The sequence below is a fragment of the Anatilimnocola aggregata genome (assembly GCF_007747655.1).
GTDB lineage: Bacteria > Planctomycetota > Planctomycetia > Pirellulales > Pirellulaceae > Anatilimnocola > Anatilimnocola aggregata.
The window spans coordinates 5,990,601-6,010,398 of the sequence record NZ_CP036274.1; the positions used below are offsets into that span (position 1 = coordinate 5,990,601).

Genomic DNA, 19,798 nt, shown 5'->3' on the forward strand with positions numbered 1-19,798 from the left:
GTGCTTTGCTGGCGGAACTGACCTCGACATGATGTCGCACCGCAGGTAACTTCCCGCCCTCTTGTCTGCCCAGAAATTTCCAGCACTTTTCCAGGGAAGGGCCGCCCAATCAGCGGCCAATGCAAGCATCCATGTCTCGGTTTTCGCGGTGGCAAGATCTGATTCTCCCGATCTCGTTGATTACGAGCCTGCTCGTAATCCTCGTGCCGTTGCCGCCCGAAGTGCTGGACGTGCTGCTCGCCGGTAACATCGCCCTGTCGGTGATCGTGCTGCTCACGACCATCTATGTAAAGACGCCGCTCGAGTTCAACGTCTTCCCGTCGATGCTGTTGGCGACCACGCTCGCCCGACTGGTGCTAAACGTCGCTTCAACTCGCCTCATTCTCAGTCACGCTGGCGATGAAGGCTTGGATGCTGCGGGAGGGGTGATTCGGGGCTTCGGCAATTTTGTGGCCGGCGATCAATTGGTCGTAGGCATCATCATCTTTGTGATCATCGTGGTCATTCAGTTCATGGTGATCACCAAGGGTGCTACCCGCATCAGCGAAGTGGCCGCGCGGTTCGCCTTGGACGGCATGCCTGGCAAGCAGATGGCCATCGATGCCGATATGAACGCTGGCATCATCGACGAAAAAGAAGCTCAGCGCCGCCGCGAAGAGATTGGGCAACAGGCCGACTTTTATGGAGCGATGGACGGTGCCAGTAAGTTCGTCCGCGGCGACGCCATCGCCGGCATCATCATTACGCTCGTGAATATCGTCGGTGGCTTTGTCATCGGTGTGTTTCAGTACGGTATGGACCTCTCGGAAGCAGCCGAAGTCTTCACCAAGCTTTCGATTGGTGATGGTCTCGTCAGCCAGGTTCCAGCATTCTTGATCTCACTTGCGGCAGGTTTGTTGGTCACCCGTAGCACGCAGAAGAGTGACCTGCCCGTCGAGTTTTTACGACAGATTCTCAGCAATCCGCGCTCGCTGGTGGTCGCTGGCGGCTTCTTGTGCATTTTGATTCTGACGAGTCTGCCGACGATTCCCCTTCTCGCCATTGGTGCCGGGTGTTTTGGTTTGTCGCTGATGCTGACGAACAAAGCCAAGGCTGAAAAGACACGTCAGGCCGACCAGGAAAAAACTGAGCAACAAGCTGTGAAGCCCGCGGAAGAGCGGATCGAAGATTTCCTGGCCATCGATCCGATGGAAATCGAAATCGGAGCGGCCCTCATTCGCCTGGCAAGTCCCAAATATGGTGGCGATTTGTTGCCCCGCATCACTGCGGTTCGTCAGCAGGTGGCGGCCGAAATTGGCATCATTTTGCCGAAGGTCCGTATTCGCGATAACATCCGCCTCGGCGAAAATCAGTACCGCATCAAGATCGCTGGCAATCCAGTGGCAGCTGGCGAAGCGTATCCCGGCAAACTGCTGGCCATCGATTCCGGTGTGACAACTGGCAAGATCCCGGGCATTGAGACGAAGGATCCGGCCTTTCAGCAAAATGCAGTGTGGATCGATCCAGGCTTGGAAGAGCGGGCCCGGATGCTGAATTACACGCCTGTCGAACCGACCGCTGTACTCGCTACGCACTTGCAGGAACTGGTGCGGCGTCATGCCGACGAATTGCTGACTCGCGATGCCGCCAAGCACCTGGTCGACGAGTTGAAGAAGATCAGCCCAGCCGTAGTCGACGAGTTGATTCCCGGCCTGATGAAATTGCACGACGTGCAGCAAGTGCTGCAAATGTTGCTGCGAGAAGAGGTGCCGATCAAGCAGTTGAGCTTGATTCTGGAAACACTGGGCGACACTGCTGCTAAGACCAAAGACGCGGTCTATCTGGCCGAGTACGTTCGTCATCGTCTGGCCCGCACGCTCTGCACGCGCTATCGCGACCACGAAAGCAGATTGTTCGTCTTGACGTTGGACCCCGCGCTCGAAGATAAGATCGCCGCGGGAATCGACCACACCGAACGTGGGCTATTTGTCCGGACGCCGCCGAACACGATCGAGAAGATTTGCGACAAGATTGCTGCCGAACTACCCAAGCTGACGCGTGGCGGCCACAAGCCGATTGTCCTCGTCAGCCCCCAGATTCGCGCGGGTCTTAAGCAGATGACCTCAGGCAACCTGTCTCGCCTGGTGGTGCTGAGCTTTAACGAGATCACTCGCGATACGCGGGTCGAGATCATGGGCATCATTCCCGACACTGACAAGTAGTTTTCATTTTTGCGACGAAACAAATCAGCCATGGACCTGCGAACTTACCGAGCCCGCTCACTGCAAGAAGCCTTGCGGTTGGTACGCGCCGATCTGGGCGACGATGCAGCCGTGCTGCATACTCGCGAAGTCGGCGCGGGGCTCATGCGCTGGTTCGGCCGAACCGAAATCGAAGTCACAGCTTCGAACGAAGTAGATGTTCCCAGCCGTTTGCCTGCAGCATCGCGATTCGAACACGACGTCCACGAGTCGATTCCTGAGCCCACCAATGGCTTTGAATCGGCCCAGCACTCGCAGCCGACTGACTTCGCCGATTACCGCCTTCGGTTCCGTGAGTTGCTGCAACAAGACGACGAAGCTGGTTTTTCCGAAGTCGACGCGCAGTGTTCGCGTAACGCTCCGGCACCCGCTGCCAAGCCCAAGTTGCTCGCGACCATTCGCCAGCAGTTGCATTTGGCCGGCGTAGAAGAAGCGACTTCCGCTGCCTGGCTGGCCCAGTTGCAGGACTATCTCGCTCAATTTCCCAATGCCACCGCAACCGAGTTGGAAGATCGCTTGCTTCGCCACGTCGAAGCCGAGATTCCTCTCAGCGGGCCACTGCAGTTGCCCGCCGGTGAACGCCGCATTGTGGCACTCGTCGGACCAACTGGCGTGGGAAAGACCACGACCGTTGCCAAGTTGGCGGCTCAGTTCCGCCTGAATCAGCAGCGCCGCGTCGGTTTGATCACGATCGATACCTACCGCATCGCAGCCGTCGATCAGCTAAAGACCTATGCCGACATCATGAACTTGCCGCTGGAAGTTGCTTCGTCGCCGCGCGAAATGGCCGCGGCTCTCGCTGCACTTGCCGACTGCCAGTTGGTGCTCATCGATACCACCGGTCGCAGCCCGCGAGATGCCATGCGGATTGCCGAACAACGAAATCTGCTGGCGATTGCCGATCCTGACGAAGTTCATCTTGTCCTCAGCGCCACTTCGAGCACTGCTTGCCAACAATTGGCAATGAGAGCCTATGCGAGTGTCAGCCCGACTTCGCTGATGCTGACCAAGCTGGACGAATTGCCGCAAGTCGGCTGCCTGGCGGGCTTGCTGCGCGAGACCTCGCTACCACTCAGCTACACCACCCATGGTCAGAACGTGCCCGACGATATACGTGCGGCAGATCGCCGCATGTTGGCCCGCAGCTTGACGGGAATTCGTACTGCCGAAGTGAATTAACCAACCCAACTGTTGACCGCGGCTGCTCCTGCCTGCCAAGTAGCAACCGCGCTTCCCTGGCCCAGCCAGTTTTGATTTAGAACCCATTCAGTCATGGCAGAGCCGACCAGCGACAACACGACCAGCAACCCTAAGCAATCCACCATGCGTGATCAGGCCGACCCATTGCGAAACCTCGTCCTCCGCCAATCGGCGGCAGGAGTCGACGGTACGCAGTCGCGCATGATCGTGATTGCCGGCGGCAAGTCGGGGTTGGGCGTGACGACTTTAACGGTCAATCTCGCAGTGGCTCTTGCCCGCCATGGCCTGCGAACCGTACTCATCGATGCCGACATGCAACACGCCGATGCGGCCCTGCTGTGTGGTTGCGCAACTTCTCCCAATCTGGGCGAAGTTCTGGCTTCGCGGCGCGACATTCACGAAGTATTGCAGCGTGGTCCGGGGGGCATTCAATTAGTGCCCGGTGTCGCGTTCGAAAACTCGAGCGCAGCCTGCACTCCCAAGGCTCAACAGCGGTTCCTGCGTCAGCTTCACTCGCTCAGCAAGCATGTCGACGTGGTGGTTGTTGATGCCGGCAGTGCGCCGACCGAACTTGCTCGCCAGTTATGGGCTTGCTCCGATGAAATATTGCTCGTCACCAGTCCCGATGTCGTGGCGGTGATGGATTCTTACTCGGCCGTCAAAACCATGTTCGCGCCTGCTGCAACGAGCTCGCGCTTGCAACTGGTCGTGAATCAAGCGGAAGGACCGGCCGAAGCGGCCGACGTCTTCCGCCGTATCGATCAATCGTGTCAGCGGTTCTTGGGTGTCTCGCTAGAGTTGGCGACCGACCTGCCGGGCGACCTGCAAGCCAAGCAAGCGGCGTGTCACGGCGTGCCGGTGCTGTTGCTAGCTCCGCAGTCGCCGCTGAGTCGTTCGATCGATCACCTGGCCGACTCACTCCTGGCTCACGACGAAGCACTTCCAGAACAGGAAATCCGTCGCGTAGCCTGATCCCAAAGTCACCAAGTTAAAGCGCGTTTTCGAGATCGGAAGCCGCTGTAACTTCAACCAATTCACGTTCGCCGCATTCAGAAACTTGGAGAAACAAAAAGACCAGTTCCGCTCAACTTCGAGGGGTCTGGTAGCCGAATATGGGACAAGCGTGAAAGCGCTTGTACGAGTCAAACTGTATCGTTTGCACAAAGTTAATCGGCAAAACAAAAAATGATGGGGCGAGCTTACGCTGGTGTACTCGGACCGTTGGCCTGCACTTTGGTGCTGTGCCGCGGGGCGATCTCCGGCGGCGGAGTCGAAGCTACCCTACTCGTTGCTTGTGGTGCCATGTTTGGATTTGCAGCAGTCGGATTTGTGGCGGGCCAATTGGCGGAATCGTTCATCGCCGAAGGGGTCCGACAGAAATTCCTGACTGCCTTGGAGCAGCAACGTCAGTCGTCGACTGGCGCTGCTGTGAAGTAACACCCCCCACGGAAAACGTCGCGCATGATGTGCGACGGGTCGGTTGCGAGCGCGAGCTACCCCTTTCGCCGCAAGCCTTATCACGGAGGATAGAATGACGACCACCACGGTTGCCCCTGTTGCTGCAGCACCTGTTCTCGAGATTGATGAAGTATGGAAGCGTTACAAGGCGGATCAAAGCTGCAAGGAACATCGAAACCGGCTGGTTGAGAACTACCTTCCGCTCGTCAAATACAACGGCGAACGAATCTGGGCTCGCTTGCCCGAAGGTGTGGAACTCGACGACCTGATTTCGGCTGGCATCTTCGGTTTGATGGATGCCATCGACGCTTTCGACATGAATCGCGGCGTCAAGTTCGAGACATATTGCGTGCCGCGTATTCGCGGTGCCATGCTCGACGAACTCCGCACGATGGACTGGGTGCCGCGACTCGTTCGCAGCAAGGCCAGCAAACTCGGCGAAGCCACCAAGACTCTGGAAGCCCGCCTCGGCCGGCATCCTTCGGTGCTCGAACTCTCGGCACACATGGAATTGCCGGTGCCCGAACTTGAGCGGATGATCACCGAAGCTTCGGCGGTCAATCTCATCAGCCTGAACAAGAAGTGGTACGAAACCGACAGCTACAAAGACGTCCGCGAGATTGACATTCTCGAAGACAAAAAGGGCGAGGATCCGACCAAGCGGATTCAAAAGAATGACCTGATGCGTCTCGTCACCAAGGGGCTGAATCGGAACGAACGCCTGATCATCATTCTTTATTACTACGAAGAACTGACCATGAAGGAAATCGGCGCGACGCTCGACCTGAGCGAAAGCCGGGTCAGTCAGATGCACAGCAGCATCGTCGCCCGCCTGCAAACACAGCTCGGCCGTCGCCGTCCTGAGTTTGGTCACTAAGGCCGACTCGGGTCGCTGGGGCTAAGGTGTATTCACCATGCCCCAGATTACTTGAGCTTGATCGACAGACTGAAGGCGAGCTGCTTAAGCAGGCTCGCCTTTTTGCATTCACGCAGCCCGACGCGTCAGCGAGGGAGTTACTATGCCTAGGGTTCATTGCAAGTGAACGGAAAATCAGAATAGCTCCCTCGCCGGCGCGTCGGGCTACTTACTCATGTAGGCACAGATCTTTACCTACCAAATGCGCGGGCCAGGTGTATTCTGACCGCGTGGTTGCTCTGGCTGCTTAGCGGCCGAAACCGGGACGATCGGCCCGGGGCGATAGAGGTCGACGGCGAGCTCACAGCGAGAATTGGCCTCCGATGCTCGCACGACGGGCAAATGGTTGACTTGAGCCATGCTCGTTTTGCCGGCACCAGCAGGCGCTTGGTAGAGCCCCGCGGCAACAGTCGGGACGGGACGCAGCCCAAACTTGTTCATCAAGTGAGTGATGACTCGGCTTTCATCGCCGGTCAAGCCTGTGAACGTCACGCGCTGCAGCTGATGATGTTTATCGAAATAGTAAGTCAGCGAGCCCGCCACGTCGTGCGACTGGGTGCCGCTGACGAGTGCCACGCGCATGCCCATTTGATCGGTGTCGCCTAACACCGTGCTCACTCGTGCCCAACGAGACGTAACCCAGACCGGGCTGATGTCCATCCGCAGCGCTTCTTCCAGACTGACGGGAGGTAACGCGGGGCCCTGATCGAGCGGCAATTGCGGTGGCTGGTTCTGAAACCAGGAGAAGCTGCTGGAACTGCTGTCGGCAGTCGCTCCACTACCGCCGAAGAAGCGCTGATATTCGCTCTTGGCCGTTTTCGAGAGGCCATCGTCGAACATGACGTAAGGGACAACGATCGCCGCACCAAGCACGATCAAGAACAGCATTCCCCGATTGAACATCGCGGCTTCCCACTGGTCTATAGCTGTGATCTGTAGAGAGTTGATTTCGGTCGCCAGATGGGGAGCAATTGCGGCGGCAACACCCCGTCTCTTTATCGACGAAACAACCCTGTTTTTTTGGGAATCGGCCGGCGAGCGTTATATGCCTCCCATGCCATACTGCCGGACCAGATCGTCGACCGTCAGCCCTAACAGCGCGGCGGCATATTCTTCGTCGCTGTAATAAGCGGCCCGTTCCGAATGCCATTCGATTTTCAGCGACTGCATCAACTGCTCGGCTCGCTCGGGCGAATACTTGCGGACCAACTGACGGCGCAGCGTGCTAAACTCTTCGTATTCGCTGGCTTCCGCGACCGTCGGCCAGCGCTGCAGCAGATGACCCGGGTTATGCTCAAGCACTCGAGCCCGGCAACACGCGGCAATCGCGGGCAATTGCAGGTCGGAGGCAATTGCGGCGGCCAGCACTAGCAGGCGATCTCGCACGAGTGGGCGCTGCCGCTGGGCAGCGGTGCGGGCTAAGTGCAGATACATTCCCAGCAGATCGACGGGCGAAGTCATGCCGCGTATGATCGTCTGATTTTTCACGTCCGGCAATTGGGCAAACCTGGTTTCGCATGTCGGCTCATCATTCCAATCAACACGACTCCGAAGACTACCTTTGGCTGACATCGGAACTTGCCGCGCCGCTGCTGCGCGATCTGCAACAACAATTGGGCAATGGCGGGCAAGTCGATGTACGCCTCGCGGCCAGTTTGCGCAAATCGCAAAGTGCCTCGCGAGCTCACTTGCTGCTCGAACAGGTCGAATTGCGCAGTCGAGCGCGGGCCAAGTTCTCGCAGCCTGAAAAGATGTTCTTCACGCGCAAAGGGTTGGAGCAAACGACCGACGAAGTCCTTGCCGCGCACAAGGCGACTCGCATTGCAGAAATAGGCACGACAGAACGAATGATTGTCGATCTGTGCTGCGGTGTCGGTGGAGATTTGCTCGCATTCGCGACCAAAGGCATTGCCGCAGGGTATGACGCCGACGCAGTCACATCGCACTTCGCAGCTTGCAATCTGCGGGCCTTTGATCGCACGGCAAGTCGGGCAGTGAATGACCTTGCGACAGCAAACTCGGTGCAAGACGCCAAGGCGTGGCACATTGACCCGGATCGTCGTCCGACCGGCGAAAGGACAATTCAACTGGCCGACTACGAACCGGGGCCCGATTTTCTCCATGCTTTGCTAAAAGTGAATCCGCATGGTGCCATGAAAATTGCCCCGGCAGCTGACGTGAATGGGGCGGAATGGCCAGCCCACGAGCGCCAGTGGCTTGGCAGTCGCGGTGAATGTCGCCAGCAAGTCTTGTGGTTCGGCAATCTGGCCCAGCGACCGGGGCAACATGTGGCCACCATTGTGAGTGCAGCCGGTGTTGCCACTTCGTTCGCGGGGGAAGCGGCTGTAGTTGTCGCGCCGGCTGAAGAATTCGACGCGTATATCTACGAACCGGATGCCACGATCCTTGCTGCGCAACTGGCAGGCGCATTCGCAACTGCGTTTCAACTCTCCGGTATTACCACCGGCGGTGGCTACTTGACCGGTGCTTCGCCGATTGAGAATCCACTGCTGGCAACCTTTAAGGTTCGCGATGTGCTGCCGTTCGACGTCAAAAAGCTGAAAGCCTATTGCCGCGAGCATCATTTGGGACAACTCGAAATCAAGAAACGGGGCGTCGATCTGCAGCCCCATCATCTGCGCCGAGAAATCATGGCGAAGAGCGACGACCCGGCTGTGATCTTCGTCACGCCTTTCGCCGGCGGTGTAAAGGCGATTGTGGCTGATCGTATCATTCTCTAGCGACTGCCACGGCGTTCAACTGAGCCCCAACCGCTGGCCAGGTTGCTTGCTCGCCCAACGCAAACAACCGCTCGCTGAGTTGCACGGCAGCCTGCTTGTCATTTGCAGTCAGATAGTCGACCGGGCTCTTACCGTGCACCCGCGCCACCAGACAACCCGCTAGGTTCATGGCCGTCCGTTGCTCAAGTTCTTGCAGCTCCAGCTTCGATAGAGTTGCTTGCATGCGGCGCGCGTAAGTTTGCCAAAAGGCCTTGATCAACTGCAGGATGTTCGCCGAGTGCTGCGGCAGGTGGATCACCTTGAGCGTCAGGTGCGTGAGAAAAAAGCCAAGATCGAAGGCTGGGTCGCCGAAATGACCCACCTCGAAGTCAATCAGCATGATCTGAAGCGTTCTGGTATCGCTGGACACCAGCAAGTTCTTGGGACTGAAGTCGCCATGCACCAGCGCGTGTCGCTGCTGCCACGTCTGATCAATCAGCACCTCTAACGGCTTGGCAAGCGCCGGGTAGTTCTTCGCCGCTTGGGAATAATAAGGCTCCAAGCGTAATTCGCGAAAGTAAGTTCGATCGTCGAATTGCTCAGAGATCGCCGCATCGTGCCAACTCTGCGCGTGAAGTTGCCCAAGTATTTCTCCGCAGCGACTCGCTATGTCTGGCGAACAGGAACCGGCGAGTAATTGCTCCTTCCAAGTCAGGCTGTTGGCCGGAGCGGCGGTCATTGCGTAGGCGTAGAGTGGTCGGTCGACCCACAAAATCTCGGGAAGCTCGTTCGCTTTGGCACCGAGCAACGATCTGCTTGCTTCTAGCACTTCGACCTCGCGCCAGATTCGTTCGATGCTGCATTGCCAATCGGCCTGCACGCGCAGTTTGCCGCGGGCTTGCTTCACGACATACCGCTGCCCAGATTCTTCCACGAGTAGTACAACATTCGAGACGCCCCCCGAGAGCTCACGCACGCGGGTTCCATCTGCCGAACCAATTCTCCCCGATTGAAACAGAGCTTCTGCAGCAGTGGCTTCGGTTAATTCGAGCATGGATGAATCGCGGGGGCTGAGAAAGCGATGAATATTGCCAGCGGCCCAGGCTAGCATATTGCTGAGCAAAGCTCAGCCGCGGGAGTCAGTTCGACTTGACCGTTTGGCCGAAATGCCAACAATCACATTCACTGTTGGTGCAGTAGGTTTTCACCTCACCCGCGAGCGTGAAAGCCGCAGTTGCCAGAGCCAGGATGGCCGAGGGACTGCGGAATAGCTGACTCACCAGCAACGTAATTCTGATCGAGGCAAGTCATTCCAAGGCAAGGAGGCCTGGCATGAGTGTGACCCAGCAGCGCGCGAGCGTATCGCTCGGCAATCTTCTTCCCGCCGCCCGTTTAACCCGCGGCGCTATCATGGTTCAATCCGTCTGCACGTCTGCGGACCGTTGCCAGCCCGGCGACCTGTTCGTGGGCGTGGTGACCAGCGAAGGCGACTCGCACGACGATGCAGCCATCGCCGTAGCCAAGGGAGCCGTCGGCGTACTGACTGAACGATTGCTTCCCCTGAATGTGCCGCAGTGCATTGTGGAAGACACCCGCGAAGAGCTGGGGCGAGTTTGCCAGGCGTTGGCGGGCAATCCGTGCGACGAACTTCGCACGATTGCCGTTGTGGGAACTCGCGGCAAAACGGTCACCAGTTTGCTCATTGCATCGATGCTTGAAGCAGCAGGCGAAGCAGTGGGCGTGCTGTCGAGCATCGGCCTCAGCGATTCCCTCGAGCAAGTGATTACTCCCAGCGCGACGCCGCGGGCACCCAAGCTGGCCCATTGGCTCGAACGGATGACGCTCGCAGGTTGCCAATCGGCTGTTGTCGAACTTTCCGGCCGGGCGCTCGCCGAGCGCCGCGCCGCGGGAATGGAGTTCGATGCCGTCGTACTCACCAATCTCAAACGGAGCGAGCAATCCTGGCACGGCAGCGAAGAAAACTTCCGCCGGGCAAACCTGCGGTCGCTCGAAATGCTCAAGCCAGGCGGCTTTGCGGTCTTCAATGCCGACGATGTCGAAAGCGAGCAGGCCCTCAGCAATGTCGACCTGCCGGTCCTCACGTTCGGCATGATCAGCGATGCTCAAGTGACGGCAACCGTCATCGAACGTTGCCCCAGCGAACAAACCTTTTTGCTGCAGGCCGGCTGTGAATCGATTCCTGTGCGCACCGCCATCATCGGCGATCAGCATGTGCAGAACTGCCTGGCCGCGACAGCCACAGGGTTGGCACTGGGCATGAATTTAGCCACGATTGTCCGTGGTTTGGAAGCCGTGAAATTCATTCCCGGCCGCCTGCAACGGATCGAGTGTGGGCAGAACTTCAACGTCTTTGTCGACTCGGCGCGGTCGCCCGAAGGGCTGGCTGCAAGCTTGCGTTCGCTCCGCCAGGCTGGAACTGGCCGCATCATTTGTGTGATGGGGTGCCAAGGGGGCAAGGACAAGGAAACTCGCCCGCGCATCGGTCACGTCCTCGATCGTTGTACGCAACTGTCAATCATTACTAGCGACAACCCGCGCCACGAACAGCCGCTATCGATCGCTCACGATATTCTCGATGGTCATGAGCGGCCCCACCTGACGCACACGATCCCCAACCGCGCAAAGGCCATCCGCTTTGCCCTCGAATCGGCCCGCCCCGGCGATACGGTGTTGATCGCCGGCAAGGGCGATCGCCAAGGTCAACGAATCGGCAGCGGCAAACAGTCGCACGATGACTGCGAAGTAGCCCGCAAGTGGCTATACGAGCAAGCAACTCCCGTCCAAACTCGCCCTCAATTGCGCATCTTTGGCTGATTGCCGGAACCACCGCCTCTGGCAGGGATCGCACGCAAAAAAGTGTTTTATTGCGATTGCTTCCGTGCCGGTGCTTTGGTATTCCTCGCCCCGCACCGGCACGACATCACAAGCGATGCAGTTGCGATCTACCTCGCAACTGCATGCCAGGCGCTACATCCACGAACAATAGAAAGCTTCATCGTCCGTCATTCGTTTGCGGGAATGAATGACAACCCTCCCTCCTGGGTCGAAGCAACCAAGCTTTGGCGAGCGATTTCTGGGTCAATCGCTCGCACAAGCGCTTCACGATGAAGCTTTCCGACTGGCGGTCGAGACGGGTCACTCCAACTCGCCGCCAGGGAACACGCGAGGCACTTGCCGAAGGTGGCGAGTGCCTCGCTTTTTTATGCGCGGGTAACTGCGGGGCAATTAAACCGTGGGCCAAGTGACCTACTGAAGCCCCGGGGCGTGCAGTATATTGACGAACATTCGTCAACAACTGTTCACTGGATGGACGTGGATGGCCCGCGAGCCGATTGTCACCGAATCGCCCCTGGGTGAAGACCCAGAACGGGACTTGCGCCCCCAACGCATCGCCGATATGGTCGGCCAGCGCGAGGTGATGCAACGCCTGGACATTGTGCTCGATGCTGCCCGCAAGCGCGGCGAGCCGCTGGGACATATTCTGTTCGATGGTCCGCCGGGACTCGGCAAAACCACCTTCGCCACCTGCATTCCCCGCGAAATGAACGTGCCGCTGGTGACATCCAGCGGCCCAGCGCTGAAGGCGCCGAAGGATCTGATTCCCTATCTGACGAATCTGGAAGAAGGGGCTGTCCTGTTCATCGACGAAATCCATCGCATGCCTAAGCCCGTGGAAGAATATCTCTACACGGCGATGGAGGATTTTCGGCTTGATATCGTCCTGGGCGAAGGAGTCAACGCCCGCACGATCAACCTGAAACTGAAGCAATTCACACTCATTGGTGCGACGACGCGCGCGGGGATGCTTTCCGGGCCACTGCGGGACCGCTTCCACATTCGCGAGCACCTCGGCTTTTATACGGTCGAGGAACTGGTCGAGATCATTCGCCGCAACAGCCGCAAATTACAGATTCCGCTGACGGACGAGGCAGCGGTCGAGATTGCCCGCCGCAGCCGCGGTACACCGCGCGTCGCCAATAATCGCTTGCGCTGGGTGCGAGATTATGCCGACAGCAAAGCTGGCGGAAGCGCCACGCTGGAAGTGGCCCGCGCGGCCCTGCTGATGGCTGGCGTCGATGTCTTGGGACTCGACAAGCAAGATCGCGGTTATTTGGAAACAATCATTCGCGTTTTCGGTGGCGGGCCCGTCGGTGTCGATGCCGTGGCTCATACCATGAATCTAGCCACCGACACACTCTCTGATGAAGTCGAGCCCTTCTTGCTGCGCAGTGAACTCGTCGTCCGCACGCCGCGCGGCCGCGTCGTCACGACCAAAGCCTATCAACATCTGCAGATCAAACCGATCGAGAAGCCGAAAGAAACAGACCAGCGGATGTTTGAGTAACGTTCAACCACCCGCAACGGCTTCACGGGCCTGCGTGATTCAGCGGCTGCCGATGCGGAACAAATGCCGCTCGCCGCGAATGAAAAAGGCACCATCGGCGGCAGCGTAGGAAGCCAGCACAGCTTCTCCCAGGTCGTTCTTCGAAACGAGTTCGAACTTCTTGCTAGCCTTCACGACGGCAGCAACGCCATCTTCATTCTGAAAGTAAATGTGACCAGCGGCGTGCAACAGCGATGCCGAATAGTCGCCGCCGATTCGTTGCCGCCAATGGATTTTGCCAGTCTTGGCATCGAGACAGGTCCCCACGCCGCGATCGGAGATGACATAAAGTTCTTCTCCCACGAGAACCGGTGATGCGGTCAACCCGAGAGCGCTCGTGTCCGTCCAGGCAACGTGCGTATCGGTCACGTCACCACGACCGTCGGGACGAATGGCGAGCAGCCGAGGCTTATCGGCGCTATCGGAAACGAACACCAACCCGTGACCAGAGAGCGGGCGAGGTACATTCGAGTAACCATCTGGGGGCGCGCGAACACGCCAGACTTCACGGCCAGTAACAGGTTCGTAGGCGATGATCGCGCCTGCCGCGGGACTGATGATCTGCTGTTGGCCTGCGACTTCAATCAACAGGGGCGTCGAAAAAGCTTGTTTGTTTTCCAGATCGCATTTACGATCCATGCGCCAACGCGTCGTACCGGTGGCTTTGTCGAGGGCAATCAAGAACTGCTGGTCCTCGCCATCGCAACTAAACACCAGCATGTCGGCCACCAGAGCAGGCGAGCCGCCGTTGCCATATACCGGAATGTACTTCAAATCGGTTAGCTGCCAGAGGATCTTGCCATTCAGGTCGAGAGCGGCTGTTCCTTGATGGCCGAAGTGAAGATAGAGCCGCGTGCCGTCGCAGATGGGCGTTGGACTGGCATGCCCGTTCTTGCTGTGAATTTTGGCCGCAGTCTTACCGGCCTGACGAAAAACTTCGGTCGTCCACAGCAGTTGGCCCGTTTGCGCGTCGAGAGCCACGGCGCGCAGTGAATGGTCGATTGGGTCGCCGCCAATGGATACGGCAGTTGTCAGATAGAGGCGGCCCTTATAGACGATGGGAGACGACCAGCCCTTCCCTTCAATCGGTTGCTTCCAAACGACTGCATTCGTGGCACTCCACACCGTTGGCCAGGGTCCGCCAGGTACCAACCCTTGCCCAGTTGGCCCGCGAAATTCTGGCCAGTCCTCGGCGGTGGCCACAGCTACGACGCCGATAACGAATGCGAATGATGCAATCAAAAGGAGGAACTGCGCCAGACTCGGGCAAGGCAAGGAACTTGGTTTCATAGAACACTACTGGCGCAGGACAGGAGTGCGACAACAGCTGGCATTCAACAGCGCTGCTATTCCGGCTTCTTCTCGGGCTGCTTGCCGGGAATCAGTTTCGCGGGTGTCTTGACGGGAGGTTTAGCTTGGGTGGGCGGGACGCCGAATTCAGCTGTCAAATCAAGTTTTTCGTCGCCGCGTTGAATGTTGATCTGGGCTTTGTCACCCGCGTTGTACCGCGCGATGACCGACTGGAGGTGAGTCACATCAAGGATCTCGGTCCCATCGATAGCCTGCAAGCGATCGCCTTCCTTGATGCCCGCAATTTCGGCGGGAGATTTGGGTACTACCTTCATCACAGTAGCACCGACGGGTGGAGTTCCCTTGGGCTCGCTTTGCACACCAAGAAACGCGGGCTGCAAAGTCTTGCCAGCCTTGAGGGCTTCAAGCACCTTGTCGTTGCCGGCGAGTGGAACGGCGAAGCCAATTCCCGAGTCGTACCAATCAACGCCGGAGCCTTCGTCGCGCGATTGCGGATTGAGCGGCACGCAAATGCCAATCACCCGGCCGTCGAGGTCGATGAGTGGACCGCCATAATTGGCGGGGCTCAGGTTCGCATCGGTCTGAATCGCCTTGGCGCCAATGCGACTAGTGGCGGAGATGATTCCCGCCGTTAGTGACGGCTCGTTGCCACCAAAACCAGTGCCAAGCGCGACCGTCCATTGACCAACTCGCAAATCTTTGCGATCAGACCAGGCGGCGACAGGCAAGTTGTTCACGCCTTCTACTTTCAGCACGCAGATTTTGCGAGTCTCGTCGCGACCGAGCAATTGAGCAACCTTGCGCTCGCCAGTGGAAAGGGTGACGGTAATGATTGGCGGTTTGCGGATGAAGTTGAACGTGCTGGTGACAATGTAGCCATCGGGTGAAATGATGACGCCGCTCGTTGGTCCTTCGCCGGGCGCTTGAATGCCAGCGGCGGAGATGCCGGAAGATAGCCCGCCGATCGATTCGATGGTTACCAGCGACGGCAGTACTTTCTTGGCAGCCGCCCGAAAGGCCTTGGGGGCAAGCAACGTCCCTTGAGCAATCTTCAACTGCTGCGCCTTGGCATCAGCGGCGGTCTCTTGCGCGGCGAGCATGGACGATGCGGTTAGCGCCGCGGTCAGGCAGCCAAGAGCGATTCGGAGGGAAGGCGTGCGGTTCATCAAGGTTCTCATTTTATGGCCGACAGGTTGACCACTTTCCAGGCAATTTGCTACGGCAGGTTGAGAGAAGGAATCGATGTCTTTATCAGCGTGGGCTTAAGCCTGACGCTGAGCAGATCGTTCTTTCGTTTTACTTCGACGGTTACTTCCTCGCCGGCGATGACCCCATCGGCCAGGCGACGATAATCGCCCGAATCGCGAACGACTTCTCCGTTGATCGCAACTACCAGGTCGTCGGTTTTCAGTCCCGCTTCGGCAGCTGGACTGCCGGAGACTACGCGGTCGATGTAGGCCGGGCTCTTCCGCCCCCCCAGGGCAAACAAGCGAATGCCCAGTTCGCCCTTCTGGCCCGTTGGTGTAGCCGCTACCAACGGGGCTGCTTCTTCATTGCGCAGAAACTTCGCCAGCAAGTCAGCCGGCACTGCATAATTCAACCGCGTGCCGGTCGTTTTCCCTTCAATAACTTTCCCGATCAGTCCGACCAAATCTCCTTGCGAATTCACCACAGCACCCCCTGCAGCTCCCGGGTTGCTGGTGATGGCATCGATCAAAAAGACATCGTCTTCGTAAGGAAAGTCGTTGTAACCGCGGCGCGCGTCGAGCCGCACGCGAAGCGAAAGCACGCCAATATTCACACTCAGCGGTTCGGACCCTTCAGCCACTTTGAAGGCATTGCTGATGGCCAGCACCCAGTCTCCCTTTTTCGCTGCGGGCTGTTCGGGCAGGGCGAAGTAGTCGGGTGTCGGCACGCTTACTTTCAGCAGGGCGGTCTGCAGCGATTGGCTACGGCGAACGACTTCGCCCGGCTGTTGGCTACCGTCAGGCATCGTGACGCGAACGCTCCCCTCTCCCAGGTAAACTCCATTGGCGGTGAGAATTTGACCGTCGGGAGATATGATGATGCCCGTGGCATAACCGGGCGTGCGACCAATCGTCGCGCCGTAGATTTTCACTACGCGCTTTTGAGCGGCTGCCACTGCGGCATCGAAGGGGCCAGTGTCTTCCGATTCTTGAGCGAACAGGCCGTAATTACTCGCCGCCCAGAGTAAGGCGATGCTTAGTGCGGTGATTCGAGTGAGCATCTGCGAATTCCTTCCCAACAACGGGGATTGCTGATCGATTCACTTTGGCATTTGGAAAAGTTCTGGCTCGACTTTGCCGAGTGTTGTCACATTGGTGGTGACGATCCGCAGCAGTTCTTCTTCGGAGAGTTTGCGAACCAACGTTCGTTCGTGCGGCACACTCAGGTTCGCCACTGTTTTCCATTGTCGATAAATGGTGCTGGCGATCGGCTCATCGTCTTCGATGCCGACACCCGATTTCACGAGTTGAATCTCCGGCTGCAGTTTGTCGTTGACCACGCTGAGCCACACGAACAGTTGCTCACTATCTTTGTCGGTGAGTGACAGGCGATAGCAGAGCCGCCCCGCTGCCTTATCGGAGCCATCGAGGGCCAGCTTGCCTGCTGCTTGCCATAGCTCTTTTTGCAGAAGTCCGGCGAGTACGGTTGCCTGCGCAAAATGCGGATCGCGATGGGCTTTAGCGGCGGAGATTTCTTGCGCAGGCTTGTCAGCTGTCTGCAGCCAATACGTTTTGCCATCGCAGCCTGCAATCGTCACCTTGCCATCGATTTCATACCGAGCCAGGACCATGCCCCCAGCGGTGAAGGTAAGCGACTGGGTTCCGACTTTTGCTTCTTGACGAAGTACATCGCTGTGAAGTGTCAAACCGAAATCAGTGGAGTCAACGAACCCATCAGCCCTGGCGGCAGATTGCCAGCGGCCCGCGATTTCGCGCGCGATGGTATCATTTAATTTGGCATCGCGAATTTGGCCCGCTTTGCCAAAATTCGGCTTCTGGGCCGGCATTTTGATTTGAGGAGCAGGATTCTTGGGCTGCGGCTTCTCTGCGGGCTGCTCTTCATCCTTCTTTTCTTCGTCTTTCTTCGCTTCGCCTTGTTTCTCTTCCTGAAAAGTCGGTTCGGCCGGTTTGTCGTCAACCGGCTTTTTGTCCGCGGGTTTTCGCTCTTCCGGCTTCTTTTCTTCAGCTGGTTTCTCGGGCACCGACTGAATCTTGGGCTGCTCTTTGACGATCGGTTCGTATGGTAGCGATGTCAGACGAACAGTGACGGTCTTCTGCACACCTTCGCGTTCGAAAGTCAGTGTAACGGGCCAGCCGGCAGGATAGATGGTGACCAAGTTCGTGAACTGATTTGCGTCGTTGATCTTTACTCCTTCAAACGATACCAGGCGATCGGCCAGTTCGAGCCCCGCTTTGGCCACCGCAGAGTCGAGGTTCAGTGACTGACAGATCACGCCGCCAAGGCGATTGCCGAACTGCGCATCGAGCGTGCCATGCTGGGCCATCTTGGTGGCGAGCAATTCGGGAATGAAGTTGCGCACCTGATTCGCGGAGATTGCATAACCGAGTCCGACGTTGACGCGGCCCCGTTCTTCGAAACTGCCACGGCCATTGATGCCGATCACTTCGCCCCGCAAGTTGAACAGCGGCCCACCGGAATTGCCCGGGTTGATCGAGCTATCGACCTGAATGCAGTTGCCGTAAACCAGTTGATTCATCCCGGAACCGGGCTGGTAGCGATGTACGCCGCTGACGATGCCCAGCGTTACCGTTGGACGCTGATCTTCGGCCAGCACAAAAGGATTGCCCATCGCCATGGCCCAGTCGCCGACGCGAACTTTCTCGGAATCTGCCAGCGGGGCAACAGGAAACTTGTCTTGGCCTTGCAATTGAATGATGGCGACGTCACCACCGGGATCGGTTCCGATCAACTTCCAGCGATAAAGTTTGCCATCGGCGAGCCCCGCCCAGCCATCCAGTCCGGCAGCTGCAACGACGTGATGGTTCGTTAGCGCAAAACCTGCGGGATCGAACAGCACACCGGAACCGCCACCCTTGCGGTCGTTGCCGTAGATGGCGACGACGGTACCGTAGATCGAGTCGATGGCCGAGATCCGTGCCTCTTCGGCGGCCCGAATGGCGGCCAATTCGCTGGCGGTAGGCTCGTCGTCGGCAGCGTACAGAGAAAAAGACGGGGGCTGGCCGTTCCAAAGAACGACCGAGAGCGCAAGCAAAAGTAACCAGCGAAAACATTCCGAAGGCTGGAGCGTGTTCATTTTTTGTTTCGCATCAAGCGGACTTCGGCCCAATCGGCATGATCGGCCAAATCGAGATCGGCACCCGGCAGAACGGAGAGCGTCAGTTGCTTGCCGCGGGCAACGGGAACCTGAATATCGCGCGGCGGATCGCTGCCGCGCACTCGTTCGGAGAACAGGCGCTGGCCGTCGACATGGACTTCAAAGATGCAGTCCCCTTTGCCGCCGGCGTCGGCATCGATGCCGATCGTCGCAGCCAGCACTTCGTAATCGTCCGGCAGGTCGAAGGTCAGTTCGTTTTGAGCCTGCACGCCAATCCCTTTTTCAAACGTCTGGCTCCCCAGCGTCAGGGTGCGACCCGTCACACTGCGATCCCTTTGCCAGGGGCGGGCCAGCGTGACAAAAGCCAGTTGCTTAACTGCCGTAGGTTTGAGATCCGAAAGATAAGCAATTCGCGCTGAGCGAACCGTGACGCGTTGCACTGCTTCCCAGGGGATCTCGATTTTATTCGTACCCGCGATTTGCACTTCGGCTTTACCGGCCTCTAACGACACTAAATCGCCACCGACGATGGAACCATCACGCAATTGAAATGTGCAACGTGGCAACCGCGATTCGGGAGCAGCGAGCGCGACGACGACGCCAAAGACTCGTTCGCGCGGCAGGTTGCGAACCTGGCCATCAAGCTCAACCGCCAGTTCCGTTTCTGTCAATTTATTCACCAACCCGGTAACGCTGTCGATCTTTCCCTCCAGTGTGACGAACACGCGATCCAAGTCGGCAGCTGGCGCAGCTAGCGATTTGCCGAACTCGTCATTCACGACCGTCGGCTGAAAGCGAATCGCGCGGACGGCATCAATGGCCACCTTGAGCGGCTCGCCCAGTGACCACGCGATGATGCACTGGTCGTCAGCAATCGTCACTTGCTTCGCAGCGATACTGCCGCCGCCGGCAAGTTCCACCAAGATCTCGGGCTTCTCCACCGGAGGAAGCGGAGTTGCTGAGGTAGATGTAATCAGCCGCACATCATCAAGCGTGAGGCCAGCCGGGAGCGCTGGAGCGGTGAGACCGGCGGCCGTCACCTTCAAGTCTGCGGCAGAATAGGTCTTGCCGTCGAGCAGCGTGATTTGTGGTCCCGCTACGGGCTGCTGGGCGGCAACGGAGGTGACGAAGAATAGCAACAGCGACGGCAGAGTGATTGCCGGAGCTGACGGTCGAGTTGGAAAATCGCGAGACACCATGCCTCTATCATACTTGCCCGTACGG

At 58.1% G+C, this 19,798-nt stretch carries 15 protein-coding genes; 7 read left to right on the top strand and 8 right to left on the bottom strand.

The window, feature by feature from the left end; translation table 11 throughout:
• Positions 1–131 precede the first annotated feature (131 nt).
• The 4 genes from flhA (at position 132) to ETAA8_RS22565 (ending at position 5,775) form a co-directional block, all read left to right on the top strand.
• Positions 132–2,201, top strand: a complete 2,070-nt coding sequence (flhA, locus tag ETAA8_RS22545) for a flagellar biosynthesis protein FlhA (protein WP_145093652.1) — start codon at positions 132–134, stop codon at positions 2,199–2,201.
• Positions 2,202–2,231: 30 nt separating this feature from the next.
• The gene (flhF, locus tag ETAA8_RS22550; protein ID WP_145093655.1) at positions 2,232–3,419 is read left to right on the top strand and encodes a flagellar biosynthesis protein FlhF; all 1,188 of its coding nucleotides are present in this window, start codon (positions 2,232–2,234) and stop codon (positions 3,417–3,419) included.
• A 93-nt stretch (positions 3,420–3,512) separates the two neighbouring features.
• Positions 3,513–4,412 carry a MinD/ParA family ATP-binding protein gene (locus tag ETAA8_RS22555; protein ID WP_145093658.1) on the top strand — a complete coding sequence of 300 codons (900 nt, stop codon included), beginning with the start codon at positions 3,513–3,515 and terminating at the stop codon, positions 4,410–4,412.
• A gap of 559 nt (positions 4,413–4,971) precedes the next feature.
• Positions 4,972–5,775 carry a FliA/WhiG family RNA polymerase sigma factor gene (locus tag ETAA8_RS22565; RefSeq protein ID WP_145093664.1) on the top strand — a complete coding sequence of 268 codons (804 nt, stop codon included), beginning with the start codon at positions 4,972–4,974 and terminating at the stop codon, positions 5,773–5,775.
• Positions 5,776–6,009: 234 nt separating this feature from the next.
• Here the strand turns inward: ETAA8_RS22565 and ETAA8_RS22570 are convergent, their stop codons facing one another.
• Together ETAA8_RS22570 and ETAA8_RS22575 are read right to left on the bottom strand one after the other, a co-directional pair.
• Positions 6,010–6,717, bottom strand: a complete 708-nt coding sequence (locus tag ETAA8_RS22570) for a DUF6690 family protein (RefSeq protein WP_145093667.1) — start codon at positions 6,715–6,717, stop codon at positions 6,010–6,012.
• Between the two features lie 138 nt (positions 6,718–6,855).
• On the bottom strand, positions 6,856–7,275 hold the full coding sequence (locus ETAA8_RS22575; RefSeq protein WP_145093670.1) for a hypothetical protein: 420 nt from the start codon (positions 7,273–7,275) through the stop codon (positions 6,856–6,858).
• Positions 7,276–7,331: 56 nt separating this feature from the next.
• Here ETAA8_RS22575 and ETAA8_RS22580 point away from each other — a divergent pair, with 56 nt between their 5' ends.
• The gene (locus ETAA8_RS22580) at positions 7,332–8,555 is read left to right on the top strand and encodes a THUMP-like domain-containing protein (RefSeq protein WP_145093673.1); all 1,224 of its coding nucleotides are present in this window, start codon (positions 7,332–7,334) and stop codon (positions 8,553–8,555) included.
• Here the strand turns inward: ETAA8_RS22580 and ETAA8_RS22585 are convergent.
• Entirely contained in the window at positions 8,545–9,588 is a 1,044-nt protein-coding gene (locus tag ETAA8_RS22585) for a phosphotransferase family protein (protein WP_202921202.1), read from the bottom strand. The genes ETAA8_RS22580 and ETAA8_RS22585 overlap by 11 nt on opposite strands.
• A gap of 278 nt (positions 9,589–9,866) precedes the next feature.
• On the opposite strand from ETAA8_RS22585, the gene ETAA8_RS22590 reads away from it, so the two are divergent.
• Together ETAA8_RS22590 and ruvB are read left to right on the top strand one after the other, a co-directional pair.
• Positions 9,867–11,369: a Mur ligase family protein gene (locus ETAA8_RS22590; RefSeq protein ID WP_145093679.1), complete on the top strand. Its 1,503-nt coding sequence runs from the start codon at positions 9,867–9,869 to the stop codon at positions 11,367–11,369.
• A gap of 502 nt (positions 11,370–11,871) precedes the next feature.
• Complete coding sequence (gene ruvB, locus ETAA8_RS22595) at positions 11,872–12,900, top strand: Holliday junction branch migration DNA helicase RuvB (RefSeq protein WP_145093682.1); 1,029 nt, start codon at positions 11,872–11,874, stop codon at positions 12,898–12,900.
• 39 nt (positions 12,901–12,939) lie between these two features.
• On the opposite strand, the gene ETAA8_RS22600 is transcribed toward ruvB, so the two are convergent.
• From ETAA8_RS22600 to ETAA8_RS22620, 5 genes are all read right to left on the bottom strand, one after another.
• Positions 12,940–14,181 (bottom strand): PQQ-binding-like beta-propeller repeat protein, encoded by a 1,242-nt coding sequence (locus ETAA8_RS22600; RefSeq protein ID WP_238397502.1) that lies wholly within the window; start codon positions 14,179–14,181, stop codon positions 12,940–12,942.
• 104 nt (positions 14,182–14,285) lie between these two features.
• Complete coding sequence (locus ETAA8_RS22605) at positions 14,286–15,416, bottom strand: S1C family serine protease (RefSeq protein ID WP_202921203.1); 1,131 nt, start codon at positions 15,414–15,416, stop codon at positions 14,286–14,288.
• A 50-nt stretch (positions 15,417–15,466) separates the two neighbouring features.
• Positions 15,467–16,498, bottom strand: coding sequence for a S1C family serine protease (locus ETAA8_RS22610; protein ID WP_145093692.1), 1,032 nt, complete (start codon positions 16,496–16,498; stop codon positions 15,467–15,469).
• Positions 16,499–16,537: 39 nt separating this feature from the next.
• Positions 16,538–18,553: a S1C family serine protease gene (locus tag ETAA8_RS22615; RefSeq protein WP_145093695.1), complete on the bottom strand. Its 2,016-nt coding sequence runs from the start codon at positions 18,551–18,553 to the stop codon at positions 16,538–16,540.
• Complete coding sequence (locus ETAA8_RS22620) at positions 18,550–19,773, bottom strand: NPCBM/NEW2 domain-containing protein (protein ID WP_145093698.1); 1,224 nt, start codon at positions 19,771–19,773, stop codon at positions 18,550–18,552. The genes ETAA8_RS22615 and ETAA8_RS22620 overlap by 4 nt, the downstream gene beginning before the upstream one ends.
• Between the last annotated feature and the right edge of the window lie 25 nt (positions 19,774–19,798).

Bases quoted from the DNA above. Each gene is read 5' to 3' on its own strand.
- flhA (WP_145093652.1), top strand. From the start codon at position 132: ATGTCTCGGTTTTCGCGGTGGCAAGATCTGATTCTCCCGATCTCGTTG.
- flhF (WP_145093655.1), top strand. From the start codon at position 2,232: ATGGACCTGCGAACTTACCGAGCCCGCTCACTGCAAGAAGCCTTGCGG.
- ETAA8_RS22555 (WP_145093658.1), top strand. From the start codon at position 3,513: ATGGCAGAGCCGACCAGCGACAACACGACCAGCAACCCTAAGCAATCC.
- ETAA8_RS22565 (WP_145093664.1), top strand. From the start codon at position 4,972: ATGACGACCACCACGGTTGCCCCTGTTGCTGCAGCACCTGTTCTCGAG.
- ETAA8_RS22570 (WP_145093667.1), bottom strand. From the start codon at position 6,717: ATGTTCAATCGGGGAATGCTGTTCTTGATCGTGCTTGGTGCGGCGATC.
- ETAA8_RS22575 (WP_145093670.1), bottom strand. From the start codon at position 7,275: ATGACTTCGCCCGTCGATCTGCTGGGAATGTATCTGCACTTAGCCCGC.
- ETAA8_RS22580 (WP_145093673.1), top strand. From the start codon at position 7,332: ATGTCGGCTCATCATTCCAATCAACACGACTCCGAAGACTACCTTTGG.
- ETAA8_RS22585 (WP_202921202.1), bottom strand. From the start codon at position 9,588: ATGCTCGAATTAACCGAAGCCACTGCTGCAGAAGCTCTGTTTCAATCG.
- ETAA8_RS22590 (WP_145093679.1), top strand. From the start codon at position 9,867: ATGAGTGTGACCCAGCAGCGCGCGAGCGTATCGCTCGGCAATCTTCTT.
- ruvB (WP_145093682.1), top strand. From the start codon at position 11,872: ATGGCCCGCGAGCCGATTGTCACCGAATCGCCCCTGGGTGAAGACCCA.
- ETAA8_RS22605 (WP_202921203.1), bottom strand. From the start codon at position 15,416: ATGAACCGCACGCCTTCCCTCCGAATCGCTCTTGGCTGCCTGACCGCG.
- ETAA8_RS22610 (WP_145093692.1), bottom strand. From the start codon at position 16,498: ATGCTCACTCGAATCACCGCACTAAGCATCGCCTTACTCTGGGCGGCG.
- ETAA8_RS22615 (WP_145093695.1), bottom strand. From the start codon at position 18,553: ATGAACACGCTCCAGCCTTCGGAATGTTTTCGCTGGTTACTTTTGCTT.
- ETAA8_RS22620 (WP_145093698.1), bottom strand. From the start codon at position 19,773: ATGGTGTCTCGCGATTTTCCAACTCGACCGTCAGCTCCGGCAATCACT.